The following is an 18,639-nucleotide window of genomic DNA, read 5'->3' on the forward strand; positions in this document are numbered from 1 at the left end:
CTCTCCCCCTCTCCCCCTCTCCCCCTCAATCACATACACAATTGGGATGCACAACAGCTTACCATGTCCGGTGAATTACCGGATCTAAAAAATAATTATTGGGGAGCAGGCCCGAAAGCCTGCTCGCTTACTGGCTTTTTAGGATAACTGAACTGTGCTAAACAGTCGTGATATCTTTCTCTTTGGCTGCCAGAACTTCTTCTATTTTGGCGACATACTTGTCCGTCAGCTTTTGAATTTTATCTTGCAAGTCCCGCGATTCATCTTTAGAGAGATCGCTGCTTTTTTCTTGCTTGCGAATCGAGTCAACCGCATCGCGACGGATATTCCGAATTGCGACTTTACCTTCTTCGGCAAATTTCGAGGCCATTTTGGCAAATTCTTGCCGTCTTTCGCTTGTCAGCGGTGGAATGTTCAAGCGAATAACTGAACCGTCGTTGTTGGGCACGAGTCCTACATCCGACAGAGAAATTGCTTTTTCTATCGATGTTAGTGCTGTGCGATCGAACGGTTGAATGTTGATCGTAGTTGCATCCGGCGTGCCGATATTGGCAAGGGATTTGATGGGAGTTGGTGCTCCGTAGTAATCTACCATGACTCGATCGAGGAGGGAGGAGTTGGCCCGTCCCGTCCTGATAGTATTAAAAGACCGTTGAGTAGCCTCAACTGCCTTTTGCATATGATCTTCTGCTTCAGCTAACTTCACAAAATCCTCCGACAAGGGTTCCAATAGATTCTCCCATTACGGCTCGATAAATGTTGCCCGATACCGAGAGGTCAAATACCATAATAGGAATATTATTTTCTTTGCACAGGGCGATCGCGGTACTGTCCATCACCCGCAAGTCTTGGTTCAAGACATGGGCGTAGGTGAGGGTTTGATACCTGCGCGCGTTGGGGTTGAGGTGGGGGTCGCAATCGTAGACCCCATCTACCTTAGTAGCTTTAAAAATCACCTGTGCATCAATTTCCGCCGCCCGCAAAGCGGCTGTAGTATCAGTAGTAAAAAAAGGATTGCCAGAACCGGCACCAAAAATTACTACCCGTTTTTTTTCGAGGTGACGAATTGCCCGCCGCCGGATGTAGGGTTCAGCTACCTCTTGCATGGCGATCGCCGATTGCACCCTCGTTGGTACTCCTGCTTGTTCCAAGGCATCCTGCAAAGTGATAGCATTCATCACCGTAGCAATCATGCCCACATAGTCGGCTGTTGCCCGATCCATCCCTGCAGAAGCAGCTTTTACGCCGCGAAAAATGTTGCCGCCGCCGACAACGATCGCGATTTGGATGCCTTCGGACACTACTTTGGCCACTTCCTGGGCGATCGATCCAACGACTACCGGATCGATGCCGTAGCCCAAGCTGCCCATCAGCGCTTCACCGCTGAGCTTCAGCAAAACCCGCTGATAAACCATCCCCATGCCGCCACTATTTTTTCTTTTTGTCTCCACCATAAGATAGCAGCACGGGTGCATTTTGAACATCAATTGCTTGGAACAGGCTGCTGGGAACGGATAAAAACCCGGTTTCTCGGCCTAATCTTCTGTTTGAGCAATCTTAAAGTTAAGGCAGAAACCGGGTTTTTTGGTGAGAAATGCGGACTTAATTTATTCCTTGGGAACGAAATCAAGAGAAGCAGAATTCATGCAGTAACGCTGGCCCGTGGGTTTTGGCCCATCGTTGAATACGTGACCGAGATGAGCGTCACAAACAGCACACAGTACCTCAGTGCGGCGCATGAATAAGCTGTTATCCGACTCATTCTTGACATTTTCTTCGTTAATGGGAGCGTAAAAACTCGGCCAACCAGTACCGGAATCGTATTTTGTTTCTGATTTAAATAGCTCGGTGCCGCAGCAAATACACTTATAAATTCCGGGCTTTTTGTTGTCGTGATATTCGCCACTAAAAGCTCTTTCGGTTCCCTTCTTTCGGGTAACTTTGAACTGTTCTGGGCTGAGTTGCTGTTGCCATTCGGCATCGGTTTTTTTAACTTTGTCTGTCATGGTTTAATGTTGTTAATTGTTGACTGTTGACTGTTAACTGTTAACTGTTGAATGTTAACTGTTAACTGTTAACTGTTGGCTGTTGGCTGTTAACTGTTGACTCATGCCTCCATTAATATTAACCTAATTGGCTCCAAATGAACATACCAGGGAAAAGAATTGTCCTTAATCGCCCGCCACTTTTCCTTGAAAAGTTCAGCTTGCAAGTGATAATCTTGGGAATCATGGGGAGGCGAGTGCAACTTGAGATATAATGTCACTCGGTGGGGAGTTTCTACTGTTGAGGCTACCCAACAAGCAATAGTATTTTCGCGATCGCACCCGCTAACAAAACTGATTTGATGAGCTCGAATTCCGACAGAAACTAGAGATTTGGGAATTGGTTCAACTACAGTCAAAGTGCAGCCCCAGCCGATCGCCTCTAGGACAGTTTCAGCAACCGGTTTAGCAGCAGAGAAATTCTTGCAGCCCGTTAACTGCGCGACGGTGAAGTTGCGCGGGCGATCGAAAATGTTCTGTTTGCTATCAAAGGCGATCGCCCTTCCCTCAGCCAACACCAACAGATTTTTGCACACCCGGTAAACTTCCTCTAAATTGTGACTGACAAACAAAGTAATTCCCCGATAATTAGCCAGAACCTGCATTAACTCCCGTTCCAGTTGACTCCGCAAGTGCGTGTCCAAAGCCGAAAACGGTTCGTCTAACAGCAGTAAATCGGGATTCGGGGCGATCGCCCTCGCCAAAGCCACCCGCTGCTGCTGGCCGCCAGAAAGTTCGTGGGGATAGCGGTTTTCGAGTCCCGACATTTGCACCGAAACAAGCTGTTCTTTGACCCGAATTTTTTGCTGGCTTTTAGATAAATGCTGCAAACCAAAAGCAATATTTTGAGCCACATTCAGATGAGGAAACAAAGCATAGTTTTGAAACAAAAAACCAATACGGCGGTCTTTAGAAGGTAAATTAATGCCCTCTGCCGAGTCAAATAAAACCTTTCCATTAACTGCAATTTTACCGCTGCTGGGAGTTTCCAAACCCGCGATACAGCGCAGAGTCATGCTTTTGCCGGAACCCGACGCGCCCAGAATTCCCAGCACTTCCTGACCGATATCAAAACCGACCTCCAAGGCAAAGCCAGAAAGAGGTTTAAAAATATTTAAAAATAGTCCGCCTTCCAGTTGTTTTCTTGGGGGTTTTATGGTAAATTGAGAGCTAAATTGAGCCAGATTCGATTGCCGTTGATAGTTAGGATTTGGCTGAGGCGAAATTCTTGGTAAATAAGTCCAGTAATTAACCAAAGTCAGCACGCTCAAAGCAAGACTGAGAATAATCAAAACCCAAATAGCAGCTTGCCTCATATCCCCAGCTTCCACCGCAAAATAAATTGCCATCGGGATAGTTTGAGTTTGTCCCGGAATATTCCCAGCTAACATCAACGTCGCGCCGAATTCACCCAAAGCGCGGGCAAATGCGAGAATAGTTCCTGCTAGAATTCCCGGCCACGCTAGCGGCAACATAATCCGCCAAAAAACCGTCCCTTCCGAAGCGCCCAAAGTGCGGGCTGCATTGAGAAGATTGGCATCAATTTGCTCAAAAGCCCCCAAAGCAGTTTTGTACATCAGGGGAAATGATACGACTGTGGCAGTAATTACGGCGGCTTGCCAAGTAAAAATTATAGTTAAATCAAATTTTAGAAGAAATTGACCGATCGCGCCATTTCTACCAAACAGCAGTAGCAGCAAAAATCCGACTACCGTGGGCGGCAAAACCAAAGGAGAGATGAAAATGCCTTCAATCAAGGCTTTACCTGGGATGCGAGTTGAAAGCATCCACCGGGCGGCGGCTATTCCGAGAAAGAAGGTAAAGAATGTGGCGATGGCTGATGATTTTAGGGATATCCATAATGGAGATATGTCAAATTCCATATTTTGGATGAACTATCGCAGTTTTGGATAATTTGTGAATGAGATTTTTTTTAACGAACCGCGAAGACGCGAAGGGCGCGAAGGAAGAAAGAGAAGGAAGAGAATCAACTGTAGGGGCGGTGTCCCCGTGCCCGCCCTCCGGGTTTCTAATTAACGAGCTAGACCAAATCCGTATTTCTGAAATACTATTTTAGCGCGATCGCCTGCTAAAAATTCAACAAAGGCTTTTGCGACGGCGGGATTGCGGCTGTTTTTGATAATTGCTAGCGGATAAACAATGGGGGAGTGCAAGTTTTCTGCCGCTGTTAGTCGCACTGTTACTTTGTCGGATGCTTTGGCATCTGTAGTGTAGACTATACCGGCATCAACGTTACCGCTTTCGACAAATGTCAGCACTTGGCGGACGTTATTTCCCAATACTAATTTTGGCTGGAGTTGCGGCCACAATCCGAGCTTAGTTAGCATTTCCTGAGCGTATTGTCCCGCAGGTACGCTTTTGGGTTCGCCGATCGCAATTTTCTTGATTTTCGCCTCTGTCAACTGTTTAAAATCGCTCAAAACAGCGCCATTTTTAGGAACAATCAAAACTAGGCGATTTGTCAGCAGATTGCGGCGCGTCTCGTTAAGGAGCAAATTAGCTTTTTGCAAACCATCCATTTGTTTAGTCCCGGCGCTGAAAAATATATCTACCGGAGCTCCCTGCTGAATTTGCTGCTCTAGAGCGCCGGAAGCACCAAAATTATAAGTAATAGTAGTATTGGGATTGCTGCTTTGATATACTGTTTTGATTTCTGTTAAGGCGGGCGAGAGACTGATGGCGGCGGATACAGTTAAAAACTTGGGGTATCGTGCTGCGGCTGGGGAAACATTCTGAAATAAGTTCCAACTAATCAGCAGTACCAGTGTCGCGACGGCTACTATAATTAAGTTAAGGATGCGTTTTCTTTTTAGGTTCATCAGAAATAGTTTAGAATCTTTGATTTTGAATTATATCAAAACTGCTACAAAACTATCTTCCTCTTTTTCTTCCTTCGCGCTCTTTGCATCTTCGCGGTTCGTTAAATAATAGTGGTAGGGACACGGCACTGCCGTGTCCCTACGAATTTCACGTGTTATCCCTATTCTCGCCACTTGACAGAACAACCGATCGCCTCTGTAATAGAAGGTTCTACCGGTTCGTCTTTGAGCAATTGGTCGATCGCACTTTGCAAATAAGAAACCTGTACTGCTGCTGCATCGTCGGCATTGTCGTCAATTAAACCTTTATAGCGCAATCTGCCGTCTCGGTCTAACAAAAAAACTTCCGGCGTTTTAGAAGCCCCAAAACTGTGGGCGACATCTTGAGCAACATCTCGGATGTACGGGAAGTTGAGTTGATTGTCGGCTGCAAAAATTTTCATGTTCTCAAAACTGTCGTCGGGATGCTGGTTTGCATCATTGGCATTAATCCCGATTAAGGTAACTTCTCGATCTTGAAAAGCTGCTTGAAGTTCTTTCAGGCGATCGATATACAACTTCACGTAAGGGCAATGATTGCAGATAAATACTACCCCGATCGCCCGAAATTTTTCTAAATAGCGAGCTAAATGGTGAACTTCATCGTCAACTCCCGGCAGTTCAAAATCGGGAGCGTAGCCATTAATTGAAGTACCTGTTGTTTCGATTGGTAAACTCATGTTTTCAGGAGGTTAAGAGCAGTATTTGCGAGCGTGAAAGATGAAATTCTCAGCAATAATCAAATTGGCTGTTTTTGGGTTTTACTTTGATTCTAACCTGGTCAACAGCTTATTTTGATTCATAATTCGCGATTTATTCCTCGTTTTGCTTTAGCCAACCTTGAGCCGCCGCTTGATATCCAATAAGTTTGTAGGTTAATTTGGCGGCGGTAAATTCTGAGACGACAGAATCTACAACAGGTGCTAATTCCATGATGTCACAGCCGATTACTTCGTAGGACTCGAAGACGCGCCGCAAAAATCCGGTTAGCGAATACCAATTTAACCCGCCCGGTTCGGGTGTGCCTACCCCTGGAATTAATGTCGGGTCGATGCCGTCTAGGTCGATCGTCAAAAATACTCGTTTGGTTGTTATGCTGGCAATGGCGCGATCGGCCCAATCCGGTTGAGTAGCAATTTCCCGAGCTCGAATCACGTTTAGCTGTTTGGCTTTAATCAAGTCGGCTTCTTCCTTACAGATAGCGCGAATCCCGATTTGCAGTGTCGGTAAGCCCATATCTACAACCCGCCGCATCACACAGGCGTGGTTGTGGATCGAGCCTTCGTATTCGTGGCGCAAGTCGCCGTGGGCATCGATTTGCACGACGGTGAAGGGTTCATCCGGGTAGCCTTGGCGGTAGCCTTCCACAATGCCGGCGGTGATGCTGTGCTCGCCTCCAAGGGAGATGACAAATTTCTGTTCCGCAATTAGCTGCTGTACGGTTTGTTGCGTGACTCGCAGCATTTCTGAGGATGAAACCCGTTGGTTGTTGCGGGTGTCGGCGATCGGCTCTTTTGTATAAATTCCGACATCATAGCAAACTTCGGAATCTAATTCTTCGTCGTAGCATTCGAGTTGGTGAGAAGCTTCTAGCAGTTTTGCCGGCCCGTTTTCGCACCCCCGGCGGTAGGTGGTGGTTGCTTCGTAGGGAATTGGCAAGATTACTACTTTGGCTGTGTCGTAGTCGGGTACAATTTCGGAACCGAGAAAGGGTACGACAGCAGTGGAAATGATCGGTGGCATAGGGGAAATTTCAATAAGGCAAAAAATTCAGCATCTTTAATGGTGGCATAGTATCGGCTCTAACTGCAAAGTAGTCATTAGTCATTAGTCATTAGTCATTAGTCATTAGTCATTAGTCATTAGTCATTAGTCATTAGGCAGCAGCTAGCAATGCCCTATGCCCTATGCCCTATGCCCCATGCCCTATGCCCTATGCCCCATGCCCCATGCCCCATGCCCAATCTAAAATCTAAAATCCCATGACACCTTCTACTCCCACTCTGTCAACACTTGCTGCACCTCAAATCTGGATGTGGAAAGGTTTTCCGATTTGTTACCAGGCTGCGGGAACCGAGGGCCCTGCGGTGGTGTTTGTTCACGGTTTTGGCGCGTCTTCGGGCCACTGGCGCAAGAATTTGCCTGTGTTGGCTGCTAGTTGTCGCTGTTTTGCGATCGATCTTATCGGTTTTGGCGGTTCTGCTAAGCCCGCGCCCAAGTTTGAGATTGACTATACTTTTGAAACTTGGGGTGAGTTAATTGCTGATTTTTGTCGGGAAGTTGCGGGTGGGCAGGCTTTTTTGGTGGGAAATTCGATCGGCTGTGTAGCAATTATGCAAGCCGCTGTGGATTTTCCCGATATTGCTTCTGGCGTAATTTTACTCAATTGTTCCCTGCGCTTGCTGCACGATCGCAAGCGCGCCGAAATGCCTTGGTATCGCAGTTTTGGAGCGCCAATTGCACAAAAAGTTTTAAATGTCAAGTGGATAAGTCAATTATTTTTCAAACAATTAGCCACGCCAAAAACAGTCAAAAAAGTGCTTTTGCAAGCCTATCACCAGCCGGAAGCTGTCACCGACGAACTTGTAGAAATCTTGTTAAAACCAGCGCGAGATAGCGGCGCTGTGGATGTATTTGTGGCATTTATCAGCTATTCTCAAGGCCCGTTACCGGAGGATTTGTTGCCTCGTTTAAGCTGTCCGGCTTTGATTTTGTGGGGCGCAAATGACCCTTGGGAGCCGATCGCCCTGGGGCGAGAATTGGCGAAGTTTCCGGCTGTTGAAAAGTTTATTCCTTTGGAGGGAGTGGGCCATTGTCCGCAGGATGAAGCGCCGGAATTGGTCAATCCTATTTTACTTGATTGGATTAAAGGGCGATCGGTAATTGCAGCAAATTAGAAATTAGGAGACGGCAGTGCCGTTTCCCTACAATATTATTTTGGGTAGGGAAACGGCACTGCCGTTTCCTCGGTATCATAAGTATTATTGAACCGCGAAGACGCGAAGAACACGAAGGAAGAAGTAGGAAGAAGAAATTAGGAGACGGCAGTGCCGTTTCCCTACAATATTATTTTGGGTAGGGAAACGGCACTGCCGTTTCCTCGGTATCATGTCTGAGTGCAGCCGGAATTGAGATTACACGAATATGAAACTATCAGGGGTAAAGGCGCCTTGAATTACTGCTATTTGGTCAGATGTACCAGCTAAATTGATGGAGTTACCAACAATATTGTAGTTGGAAATACTCCCATGTAACTGAATGCGATCGATTCCCTGTTGGAAATCCTGAATGAGTGCAACTCCTGTTCCTTGATAGTAGCTAATTGCGGCATCACCGAGAACAAAAACATCTCTACCCCTACCACCAATCAGTAAATCCGTTTCATTACTCCCTGGTGTAGCACTCGATGGATTGACTCCAATCAGCGTATCATTGCCACGTCCACCCGAAAGTGTGTCGTTACCCGCTCCTCCTATTAAATAATTGTCTAGGTTATTGCCGGTAATCACATCTACATTGGGCGTGCCCGTGACATTCGCGAAATTCTCTACAGTAAAATTCAGAGTGCCGATACCGGGTAAATTGTTAACTGCTAAACTATTCTGCGACAAATTTGCATTAATAGAAGCTGTGCCGCTACCTGTGGAAGCATCGATGGTGTTAATCTGCCCCAAAGGAGCAATAATTTGCTCGATGCTTTGAAGGCTGTCTGTGCCGGCTGCGCCTTTGTATACAATGCCTTTAGCCTCAAGGGTAATGCCATTGCTGAGGGAAAGATAGCTGATTGTATCCGTGCCTAATCCTCCAAGGATGCTATCAGTGCCGCTACTCCCTAGGATGAAGTTGTCTAAACTATCTCCGGTAATATTGTCGTTTCCTGTTGTGGTGTTGATACTGTTGGCTGGCGGTGCGGGTGGAGTTGGGTTTTGGGGAGGTAGAGCAGAATTGGTAAGTTGTCCGCCTTGATTTGGAGGTGGAGGATTGCCCGGTGCGCCTTGATTTGGAGGTGGAGGATTGCCCGGTGCATTAATTGAATTAGGATTGGGAAATAGTGGTGGCATGGTGTAATTACCTCGATTATTTTTCTAAGTTGAAAGCAGTTGTCAGGCTCAAGAAATGAATTCTCGATCGCCTTTTGCTTTGGTCGCTACAATCATTAAGCTGGTTCAACATGACATTTATCTCTGTGCTGGGATTACAGTTTTGTAATCTGCAAAATTACCGTTTTTCTGAATTGTCAGGTATGTTACGATCGCCCGATGGACGCGGTGGAATGCCCAAAATTTTGATTAGCTGTGCTTCGGTGACTCCCAACTTTTTCGCTGCACCGGCAATATCTAAACGAGGAGGGGGCGGTGGGCCCGGCGGGCGATTATTTTCAGGTGGTTCGGGCGGTTTGGCTGGTAGCCCCAATGCTTCGATTAACTCGGCTTCGGTGATTCCTAATTGTTTGGCCGCAGCGGCAAAATCTATACGGGGCGGATGTCTGCGCTCTTGATTGGGTTCGGGCTGGCTCTGGGCTAGTACAGTATTAGAATTAGCTGTAGTTCGATCGGGAAAAGTCAAGCTGCTAAATCCCAGCAGCAAAGCTGTAGCGGGTAACGCGAGTAGTGAAGCAATTTTCATGAGAGTTACGATCGCCAATCCAAAAATGTTGACAGCTAAATTAAACTCCCAAAACATTACCTGCCACACTGTGGATGGATTACAGTTTTGTAATTTAGTTCAATCAATGATGACGGTATAATCACCACTGAAAAAGAAACTATGCCCAATCCCTCCGCTTCGCTCCGCCCAATCCCTCCGCTTCGCTCCGCCCAATGCCCTGCGCGGGCCAATCCCTCCGCTTCGCTCCGCCCAATGCCCAACTCGATCTAAATCTATGAATGTTCTATACGTTGAAGATGAAGAAAAAATCGCTAATTTTGTTTGTATCGGCTTGAAAGAACAAGGCTTTGTTGTGGATTATTGCGATAATGGCAACGATGGCTACGGGCGGGCGATGGATAATCAGTACGATGCGATCGTGCTTGATATTGTTTTACCGGGAAAAGATGGATTATCTATCCTCAAACTTTTGCGAAAAGCGGGGCGCAATGTACCTGTGATTTTATTGACGGCTCGCAATGAATTAGACGATCGCATTGAAGGCTTGCATCTCGGTGCTGATGACTATTTGGCTAAACCGTTTTTTGTTGAGGAGTTAGTTGCTCGGATTTATGCTGTTGTGCGGCGTGCTTCTGGAAGCGGGCAAAATATTCTGAGTGTTGGCCCTGTTAAACTCGATCGCATTCTCCGAGAAGTTACCTGCGATTCCCATACAGTCGAACTGACAACCCGCGAGTTTAATCTGTTGGAATATCTGATGCGATCGCCCGGTAGGGTACTCACCCGCACTCAAATCCTCGAACATATCTGGGGCTATGATTTTAATCCAAATACGAATGTGGTAGATGTCTGTATTCAACGCATTCGCAAGAAACTTGAACCCATTGGCGGTACGGGATGGGTTGAGAGCGTGCGCGGTGTTGGCTATCGGTTTCGCAAACCAGATTCCCCATCATGAAATTGCAATCTTTTCGCTTTCGGATTACTCTATTCTCTGCTGTTCTGGCAAGTATTTCTATAATTGGCTTTAGTATTGTTTCGTGGTGGTTGATTTACGATGCTAAGGTAAAACGTCTTGATGCTGAAATTAAGAATCAGTTAATCCAATCTACTCGCCCGCAATCAACTCAATGGGATAATTATGCTAATTCTTTGCCATTAATTTTGGGCATGAATGGAGAAACTGCTGTGGCTTTGCTGGTGAATGATAGAGACGGTAATTTGCTCTATCAATCGAGGCAGTGGCAAGATGGAATTGATGCAAAATCACTGTGGCAATCGCTGCCTCAACCGCCTCCCGATCCTGATAGAATACCTTTTGAATTAGAGCCTCCCCCTCCACCTCCCAATGGAATTGATTCATTCTTACCGAGAGAAAGAAGACCTCCGCGCGATCGACCTCCTCCATTCGCTCGACCCGATTTTCTTCAAGTTTTCCAGACTCAGCTAGCAACGCAGCGTACTAGCACAACTGTTTGGCGTGTGGGTGCGATTCATTCTCCTCGGACTCAAATAGCAATCGCTGTTAACTTACAGGCGATCGATCTCGAAATGACATCGATTGGCAATATCTTTCTAATTTCTATTCCCGTAGTGCTGTTATTCGTAGCAGGTGGAGCGTGGTTGATATCGCGGAGTATTCTGTATCCCATTGGGCGACTCACGATGGCTATTCGCAATGTCACCGTACAAGGACTAGATCGGCGCGTCCCTGTTGGTTCGACGGATATTGAATTTTTAGAATTAATTTCTGTGTTCAATCAGATGTTAGAACGTCTGGAACGGAGTTTTCAGCAAGCTTCTCGTTTTAGTGGAGATGCGGCTCACGAATTAAAGACTCCGCTGGCAATTTTGCAAGGGCAAATAGAACTGGCTTTGCATCAAGTTGAATCTGGTTCTCAAGTGCAGCAAACTATAAGTAATTTATTGGATGAAGTGCACCGCTTGAGTGAAATTACCCGCAAACTTCTTTTACTTTCTCTAGCCGATGCCGGACGTATGGGTTTACATTTGGTTGAGGTGAATGTGTCGGCTTTGCTATCGGAAATTTCCGAAGATATGGAACTGTTAGCACCACATTTAGATGTGGAAATGGAAATTGCTCCTAATTTATATATACAGGGCGATCGCGATTTGCTGGTGCAGGTTTTGCAAAATCTAGTTGGGAATGCTATTAAATATAATTTACCGAAGGGTTGGCTCCGATTACAAGCCCAGCGTCACGAAAAAAGAGTAATTGTGAAAATTGTCAATAGTTCTCAAGATATTTCTTTAAGCGAGCGCAAGCTAATTTTTGAGCGCTTCCATCGCGGCGACTCCAGTCAAATCCAAAAAATAGAAGGATCGGGATTGGGGCTAAGTTTAGCAAGGGAAATCGCACGGGCCCACGGCGGCGATATTCAACTAGATGCTGCAATCCTGGGTCAAACAGGGTTTATACTGAGTTTACCTGTGGGCGATCGCGATTAACCCGATCGATGATATGGTTGCGGTTGTTTTGACTTTAACTGAGCGATCGGGTTAACTTACAATTGAGAGTTTTTAGGAGTTGAAGTGGGAGCTATATTTGCGCGATCTCGCCACAGCAACAACGGAATGCTTAACGTTCCTAAAATCATCACAACTCCCGTCAGAATCCAAACGAGTACGCGATTAGGGCGATAATCACTTCGCTCGATTTGCCAGAAAACTCGATTGTAACGCCATGCTGCTAAGGCTATGACCGCAATCCCAAAAACGACTAAACTCAGCCCTAAAGTTTCGGAGTTGAAGAAGGGAGGGGAAGAAACTTCTTGCTGAGTCACTGTAGCTTGAAATTGACGGAGAAATAAACTGAACCGAGCGATCGCAAATCCAAAACCAATTAAAGCCAGTGAAGTTCGCAACCATGCAAGAAAGGTGCGTTCATTTGCCTGATGTTCGCGCTGTCGGTCTATTTTAGCACCCTTGTTCATCAACTCTACCTTTATAAAAAAATATTAAGCTTTCCCTCGTTGATTATTGTGTCATTTCTGGTTGCGGAGGGAAGTATCGGTATTGCGATCGCGATTCATCATCACCCAAAAATATAGTATCAGTCCATCGACAAAAAAGCGATCGCCTCCTTCTCTACCAACACAAAAAAGCGGGACACAGCACTGCTGTGTCCCTACCAATACGGAATTTAAAAGCCTGTTTAAAAAGACTTAAACCCGCCTCCAGATTGAGTTTTTTTGCTCAGCCAATCGTGACCCAATCTGATTGTCACGTCCGACTGCAAAGAACCCGTACTCTCAACCAGCACATCTCCAAAACCCAAAGACTGTTGAATCGCTCGGGCACCTTTAATATCGCCGTCTTGAGCGACAATCGTAGTCTCTTCTAGCGGTTCTGGCCAAGCTTTATACACCTGAACATTCCGATAGCCGGCGCGAGTCAGAGTATTGACAAAATCTTCAACAGCCGATTGGTCGCCCGTACTGTCTTGAACCGCCACCTTCAGAAAAGTCGCATCAGCATTCTCAATTGTCCAAGTATTTTGACCGAAGTCAAAATGCTCTGCCACCATAGTTTCGATCGCATTTTGGTCTGGCAACCAAAAACTTGCCTTATAGTCTCTAGGATCGCTGAATTTGCCGGGAACCATCAACATTTGCACGCTGGCGCGATCGGTTTGAGTAGCAAAACCAGCCAAAGCTACCAATTCTTCTATACTCAAATTCGTGTCAATGTGAGACTGAATCACCGACAAAATCTTCGGCAAACGAGAAAGCAAACCTACATTAACTTCCTGTTCCACAAAAGCCCGCATCAACAATTGCTGGCGCTGCACCCGCCCAATATCGCCCAAATCGTCATGCCGGTAAAGCAAATATTGCACGATTTGTTCGCCGTTGAGAAGCTGCTTGCCAGCCTTTAAATCTATATATAAATGTTGGCTTTCATCGGTATACTTCATGTCTTTAGGGACATTAATAGTAATGCCGCCCAGTGCATCTACCAAGCTTTTGATGCCTTGAATATTGACTGTGACATAACGGTCAATTCCCACGCCTCCCAGGAGTCCGCTAACTGACTTAGCTGACGAAGCCGGGCCGCCGTAGTAATTAGCTTCGTTGATTTTCACTTCACCCCTACCTTCAACATAGGTGCGGGTGTCACGGGGAATCGAAAGCACGCTTAATCTTTTATTTTGAGGGTCAAACCTCACCAATAGCATGGTATCGGTTAACCCCTTAAAAGAGTTTTGCCAGACATCGTATCCCTGTTCCTTGTCGGGATGGCCGTCGAGGTCTGAACTCAGAACCTTAAGTCCTAAAACTAAAATATTAACTGGGCGAGTCAGTTCTGGCATCTTCATGTTGAGCTTTGCCATGTCGCCTTGAGAAAACACCGCCGCTTCTTCGGGAGTCAACTTTTGTTGCTGAAGCGGTGTTGTGGAAAGCGAGACGGCTAGCAGCGCTCCGGCGGTGGCTGAGAGCATGGCTACTCCAGCCAAACCAAAACCAAAGCCCAACCAACGGCCTCGATGCGGCTGGTTCGATTTTTTGGTTGCAGGTTGAGCGGTTGATTGTTGGATAGGGTCTTGATTAGGAGTTTTTTGAACTGGCACTGGCTTCCTCACAGACAACAAAAATAAAAAAACATCGCGGAAATATGTAGTATCAAGCGGAAACTGCACTCAATCAATAGGGTCGGGCTTCAAAGAACCCTAAATTATGATAAATGTTTGCCGACCACTTGCTCGGCTACGCGGCTTATTCCGGGCAACCATAGCGGTTGACGCTTCCACAGACGAACCATCAGTCCCAGAGAAACAATAAAATAACTGGTTGTTAGCAGGCTACTCATTAATAACATGGTAAGTGTCGGAGATTCCGCAGAAATCGCTGCACCTTCTAAAAGAATATGTCCTAGGAGCCAACTAACAGCAAGGGCAATTGCCAAGCGGCTGACGGCTTTGCGTTCGGGGGTTCCCTGACGCCGGTAAAGATTCCACAGGGCGGGGAAAAAGCCGATGACTGGGATCATTAATACAAACAGACTTGCCCGATCGAGTTCAGGATTGTCTAAGGGATGTGTATTTTTCATAATTTGCATTCAAAATTTACAGGAGGTCTAGTTTTGCACAAAATTTATTGGTTTGACAGAAAATTGAGCTCGCAGACCAAAATTCGCAGCAGGGCTGGTTTTGCACAAACGTTGTCTGTCAGAGGCAAAATTTTTCGGTGATTGCTGGCGGTCGATCGCCCGCGAGCAACTTTTCGACCCGGAGAGCCGTATTTTGATAAACTGGATACAGCACCGCAGACAGGAGAACAGACTTAGCCATGACCAAATCTCAAAAACCGATCGTTATTTCTCCATCAATATTATCAGCCGATTTTAGCCGTCTCGGAGAAGAGATTCAGGCGGTCGATCGAGCTGGGGCTGACTGGATTCACGTAGATGTGATGGACGGTCGCTTTGTTCCTAATATTACTATCGGGCCGATGATTGTCGAAGCAATTCGTCCCGTTACTACCAAGATAATAGATGTCCACCTGATGATTGTGGAGCCGGAGAAATACGTCGAAGACTTTGCTAAGGCTGGTGCGGACATTATTTCCGTTCACGCCGAGCACAATGCTTCGCCTCACTTGCACCGCACCCTAGGTCAAATTCGGGAATTGGGCAAGCAGGCTGGTGTGGTTCTGAATCCTTCGACACCCCTAGAGTTGATCGAGTACGTGCTGGAACTTTGCGATTTGGTGCTGATTATGAGCGTGAATCCGGGCTTTGGCGGTCAAAGTTTTATCCCGGCGGTGCTGCCGAAAATTCGCCAGTTGCGCCAAATGTGCGATGAGAAGGGCCTCGATCCTTGGATTGAGGTGGATGGCGGTTTGAAGACGAACAATACTTGGCAGGTTCTGGAAGCGGGCGCAAATGCGATCGTCGCGGGTTCTGCTGTGTTTAAGGCGAAGGATTACGCAAGCGCGATCGAGGGTATCCGCAACAGCAAGCGCCCGACTCCTGAGTTGGCTGCTGTTTAGTTGAAAATGCGATCGTTTCCGGCGAATTACCCAGAATAAAACTGGTTCGCAGTCAGGACTTTAGTCCTTAGTGGCTAAAAGATTTAAGAAAGGACTGAAGTCCTCACTACAAACTGTTGCATGACTTTTTAGCTAAACAGACGGGAATCCCCACACTATACCGATCGAGGTTAGTGTGGGATGAAAAGGGTTAAACTCAACGATATACACTCTGAATTAAAGAAACACTACGAGGCTGATGTAATTCTTCACCCAAATTCAGCATTCGGTTGCGCTCTAACAAAACTTCAATTCGTCGATCTGGTTGCCCATCTAAAATCAGATAACGTAATTTTTGATTGATTTCTAATGCAGAAATGAGCGCTTTTTTTCCCAAATTGCCAATTCCATTTCGACAAAGATTGAGTTTCAATAAGGTTTGGTTACGTGCGATCGAATGGGCGATCGCACTTGCACCGATATCTCCAATCTGATTGGGCTGCGATCCCAACACTCCTGTAGAAGGACTATAACCTAAATCCAGATTACTAAGTTTGGGATGGGTTGCCACTGCTGCTAATAATGGATTGCACCCTGCTACCCCAATTCCATTGCTAGCTAGTCCTAAATCAACCAGTGTTTTATTTTCTGCCAATCCATCCACTAAAACTGTAACACCTCGATCGCCAAGATGATTGACATTAAGAAATAAGCCAGTAATCACAGGATTATCAGCTAAAAGATTAGCCAGTAAAGCAGCATGGTTTTCCTGAATTTGATTGCCGCCCAAGTACAGCCGTTCAACAGTACGATTGGTGTAAGTCAAAACCTCTAAAATGGCGGCTAATCCCTCATCTCCTATTTGAGTATTGACCAAATCTAGCGTGCGGATACTTGTATTGTGACGCAACATTTCCGCTAGACTATCTGCACCTCCTACGCCAATCGGATTGCGTTTTAACCACAAACCAGTTATGGATTGATTCTGCGTCAGCGCTTCGGCAAGTGCAGCAATACCTGTCGATGAAATCGCATTGCAACCTAAATAGACAATCTCTAAACGGTTGTTACGTTGAATCAATCGCGCCACATCCTTAGCACCCCGATCGCCAATACCATTGGTTCCCAATAATAAGCTAGCGATCGCATCATTGTTTGCCAATGCTTCAGTCACTAAATGACATCCCATTACACCTAAATCTTGCTTGCACAAATCAAGTCGTCCATCGGGCATGACTGTGCCGCGCGGGAAGACTATTTTTTGAGCGATCGGTCGATCGGTTTGGAGATAATCGATTAACGATTTGAGTTCGATTACAACTTCGGAGGAAGACTCTATAGGATTGGGTAACGGACAGTGAAGAGCGGTATTTATCATCATTTGCTACCAGGGATAGGGGGCGTAGTCTTTAAGAAAATGACCGTAAATTGGAGGTTCGGGGTTTTCAATACCTTGAACGATCGGATCGTAAATTCTTGCCATCCCATCAATCGCATCTAATGGTGTGTAAAAGCCTTGTTCTCCTTGAACTCGTATTTTCTTAGGATCGGGATTTTCATTAGTAATCCAACCCGTATCGACGCTGTTCATGAAAATATTATATCGAGCATAATCAACCGCCGAGGTTCGCGTCATCATATTCAAAGCTGCTTTTGCCATATTGGTATGGGGATGATAGGGTGTTTTACTGTCGCGGTTGAATTGTCCTTCCATTGCTGAAACGTTGATGATAAATCGTCTTTCAAAGGATGAACGAAGTAGTAATGGTTTGAGTTGACTGTTAAGAATGAAGGGTGCGATCGCGTTCACCACCTGTACTTCAAGTAACTCAATCGTATTTACCTCATCCAGTTTTAGCAACCAGCTATTCTCGGGGCGAAGATCCAGTTGTTGTCCGTCAGCATCGAAGCAATCGCGCGGGAAGTAATCAGCGATCGCACCCGGTAGGCGAGCTTTGTAATTCGGTTGACTTTCGAGTAAAATAGATTGATGTCGAGGTAATTGCTCCTTTAATAGATTGCTATCGCTCGGGATTAATGCTTGCGCGTTGTTGCTGAGTATTTGTGATGCTTCTTCTTCTCGCTCTAAGAGATGCTGATAAAATGCCAATGGACGCTTGATAGTTTGAGCTGCATTGTTGATAATCAGATCGAGAGCTGATTCAGTATGGAATAAATCCCGTACAAATGTTTCTAATGCTGGAATATTTCGCAGATCAAGTCCGCGAATTTGCAGGCGATCGCGCCACTGCTCGAAATCGGGTTCTAGACTATAGCGATTAGCACAGTCATAGGGGAATCTTGTGGTGAGAATCACCCTAGCACCATCTTGTAACAGTCGCAATCCCATCTGATAGCCAATCTTGATGCGTCCGCCTGTCACTAATGCAGTTCGCCCAACTAAATGGGTTCGCTGTTGTCGTTTTTGGTAATTAAATTGAGCACATTTTGGGCAGAGTGAATGATAAAAAAAATGAATTTCTGTATAGCGTGTTTTGCAAATGTAACAAAGGATGGGCTTGTGCAAATGCTGCGATCGGGTTGTTGATTCTGGTAACGCAGCGCATGACTGTTGTTTGTGCTGATGCTGCACCATGACGGTTGATGCTTTGAGTTGGCTATCTTCAATTCGTCGTTGTTGTTGTTGAGTTTGACGCCAACCTTTGCGTCCCTGTTTGTAGATTTTGGCAATCAAACTTTTGAAGCGATCGTGTTCGCCAATGACCGCTGGATCTTCTGAAATTTGTTGCAGAACATTGAGGCAAATTTCTAATTGGTCTGGTGGGAGATTCATCTTGACCAACCCTTGAGAAATTGAGCGCGAAAACCCCTTCATATATCCAGATTTGATATTGATGGGTGGGGCTAAGAGGATTTGAACCTCTAACTTCTTTCCTGCAGAGAAAGCGCTCTTCCATTGAGCTATAGCCCCCAAAAAGGTGGAACTGAGGGAGACTCGAACTCCCAACCTCTGCGATGATGTCGCTAGTGCTCTTCCAATTGCGCTACCAGTCCCAAATCTTAGAAATCGCTGATACTACATTATAGTTATATCAATTCCGGTAGCATCGGAATAATTATTGACCGGAATGAGGAGACTATTGTTGTGCAACTCAA

General features: G+C 46.0%; 19 protein-coding genes and 2 tRNA genes. 4 read left to right on the forward strand and 17 right to left on the reverse strand.

Going from position 1 to position 18,639, the window contains the following annotated elements; translation table 11 throughout:
• Positions 1-157: 157 nt before the first annotated feature.
• The 7 genes from frr to speB all read right to left on the reverse strand — a co-directional run bounded on the left by frr (position 158) and on the right by speB (position 6,667).
• Positions 158-706: a ribosome recycling factor gene (frr, locus tag IQ263_RS16345; RefSeq protein WP_194068474.1), complete on the reverse strand. Its 549-nt coding sequence runs from the start codon at positions 704-706 to the stop codon at positions 158-160.
• Entirely contained in the window at positions 693-1,421 is a 729-nt protein-coding gene (gene pyrH, locus IQ263_RS16350; protein ID WP_228050104.1) for a UMP kinase, read from the reverse strand. Before pyrH ends, frr begins: the two co-directional genes overlap by 14 nt.
• A gap of 186 nt (positions 1,422-1,607) precedes the next feature.
• On the reverse strand, positions 1,608-2,006 hold the full coding sequence (gene msrB / locus IQ263_RS16355) for a peptide-methionine (R)-S-oxide reductase MsrB (protein WP_194068416.1): 399 nt from the start codon (positions 2,004-2,006) through the stop codon (positions 1,608-1,610).
• Positions 2,007-2,107: 101 nt separating this feature from the next.
• Entirely contained in the window at positions 2,108-3,928 is a 1,821-nt protein-coding gene (gene modB, locus IQ263_RS16360; protein ID WP_194068418.1) for a molybdate ABC transporter permease subunit, read from the reverse strand.
• A gap of 150 nt (positions 3,929-4,078) precedes the next feature.
• Positions 4,079-4,885, reverse strand: a complete 807-nt coding sequence (modA, locus tag IQ263_RS16365; RefSeq protein ID WP_194068420.1) for a molybdate ABC transporter substrate-binding protein — start codon at positions 4,883-4,885, stop codon at positions 4,079-4,081.
• Positions 4,886-5,046: 161 nt separating this feature from the next.
• Positions 5,047-5,604, reverse strand: coding sequence for a thioredoxin family protein (locus IQ263_RS16370; protein WP_194068421.1), 558 nt, complete (start codon positions 5,602-5,604; stop codon positions 5,047-5,049).
• A gap of 133 nt (positions 5,605-5,737) precedes the next feature.
• Positions 5,738-6,667, reverse strand: a complete 930-nt coding sequence (speB, locus tag IQ263_RS16375; protein WP_194068423.1) for an agmatinase — start codon at positions 6,665-6,667, stop codon at positions 5,738-5,740.
• Positions 6,668-6,906: 239 nt separating this feature from the next.
• On the opposite strand from speB, the gene IQ263_RS16380 reads away from it, so the two are divergent.
• The gene (locus IQ263_RS16380) at positions 6,907-7,821 is read left to right on the forward strand and encodes an alpha/beta fold hydrolase (protein WP_194068425.1); all 915 of its coding nucleotides are present in this window, start codon (positions 6,907-6,909) and stop codon (positions 7,819-7,821) included.
• A gap of 237 nt (positions 7,822-8,058) precedes the next feature.
• Here the strand turns inward: IQ263_RS16380 and IQ263_RS16385 are convergent, their stop codons facing one another.
• On the reverse strand, positions 8,059-8,985 hold the full coding sequence (locus tag IQ263_RS16385; RefSeq protein ID WP_194068427.1) for a calcium-binding protein: 927 nt from the start codon (positions 8,983-8,985) through the stop codon (positions 8,059-8,061).
• 157 nt (positions 8,986-9,142) lie between these two features.
• A complete protein-coding gene (locus tag IQ263_RS16390) occupies positions 9,143-9,619 on the reverse strand; it encodes a hypothetical protein (RefSeq protein WP_370589108.1) in 477 nt (158 codons plus the stop codon).
• Positions 9,620-9,806: 187 nt separating this feature from the next.
• Here IQ263_RS16390 and IQ263_RS16395 point away from each other — a divergent pair, with 187 nt between their 5' ends.
• Complete coding sequence (locus IQ263_RS16395; RefSeq protein WP_194009668.1) at positions 9,807-10,490, forward strand: response regulator transcription factor; 684 nt, start codon at positions 9,807-9,809, stop codon at positions 10,488-10,490.
• Positions 10,487-12,001, forward strand: coding sequence for an ATP-binding protein (locus tag IQ263_RS16400; protein WP_194068429.1), 1,515 nt, complete (start codon positions 10,487-10,489; stop codon positions 11,999-12,001). The genes IQ263_RS16395 and IQ263_RS16400 overlap by 4 nt, the downstream gene beginning before the upstream one ends.
• 56 nt (positions 12,002-12,057) lie before the next feature.
• Here the strand turns inward: IQ263_RS16400 and IQ263_RS16405 are convergent, their stop codons facing one another.
• From IQ263_RS16405 to IQ263_RS29375, 4 genes are all read right to left on the reverse strand, one after another.
• Complete coding sequence (locus tag IQ263_RS16405; RefSeq protein ID WP_194009670.1) at positions 12,058-12,486, reverse strand: YidH family protein; 429 nt, start codon at positions 12,484-12,486, stop codon at positions 12,058-12,060.
• A 221-nt stretch (positions 12,487-12,707) separates the two neighbouring features.
• Positions 12,708-14,123: an LCP family protein gene (locus tag IQ263_RS16410; RefSeq protein ID WP_194068431.1), complete on the reverse strand. Its 1,416-nt coding sequence runs from the start codon at positions 14,121-14,123 to the stop codon at positions 12,708-12,710.
• Between the two features lie 104 nt (positions 14,124-14,227).
• Positions 14,228-14,602: a hypothetical protein gene (locus IQ263_RS16415; protein WP_194068433.1), complete on the reverse strand. Its 375-nt coding sequence runs from the start codon at positions 14,600-14,602 to the stop codon at positions 14,228-14,230.
• Positions 14,603-14,720: 118 nt separating this feature from the next.
• Positions 14,721-14,843 carry a hypothetical protein gene (locus tag IQ263_RS29375; RefSeq protein WP_255515891.1) on the reverse strand — a complete coding sequence of 41 codons (123 nt, stop codon included), beginning with the start codon at positions 14,841-14,843 and terminating at the stop codon, positions 14,721-14,723.
• Here IQ263_RS29375 and rpe point away from each other — a divergent pair.
• A complete protein-coding gene (rpe, locus tag IQ263_RS16420) occupies positions 14,842-15,543 on the forward strand; it encodes a ribulose-phosphate 3-epimerase (RefSeq protein ID WP_194009673.1) in 702 nt (233 codons plus the stop codon). The genes IQ263_RS29375 and rpe overlap by 2 nt on opposite strands.
• Before the next feature lie 196 nt (positions 15,544-15,739).
• Here the strand turns inward: rpe and IQ263_RS16425 are convergent, their stop codons facing one another.
• The 4 genes from IQ263_RS16425 to IQ263_RS16440 all read right to left on the reverse strand — a co-directional run bounded on the left by IQ263_RS16425 (position 15,740) and on the right by IQ263_RS16440 (position 18,538).
• Entirely contained in the window at positions 15,740-16,903 is a 1,164-nt protein-coding gene (locus IQ263_RS16425) for a leucine-rich repeat domain-containing protein (protein ID WP_194068435.1), read from the reverse strand.
• Between the two features lie 3 nt (positions 16,904-16,906).
• Positions 16,907-18,316, reverse strand: coding sequence for an SDR family NAD(P)-dependent oxidoreductase (locus tag IQ263_RS16430; RefSeq protein ID WP_194068437.1), 1,410 nt, complete (start codon positions 18,314-18,316; stop codon positions 16,907-16,909).
• Between the two features lie 66 nt (positions 18,317-18,382).
• Positions 18,383-18,454 (reverse strand) — tRNA-Ala (locus IQ263_RS16435).
• Positions 18,455-18,462: 8 nt separating this feature from the next.
• A tRNA-Asp gene (locus tag IQ263_RS16440) sits at positions 18,463-18,538 on the reverse strand.
• Positions 18,539-18,639 lie beyond the last annotated feature (101 nt).

The sequence above is a fragment of the Tychonema sp. LEGE 06208 genome (assembly GCF_015207505.1).
Classification (GTDB): Bacteria; Cyanobacteriota; Cyanobacteriia; order Cyanobacteriales; family Microcoleaceae; genus Microcoleus.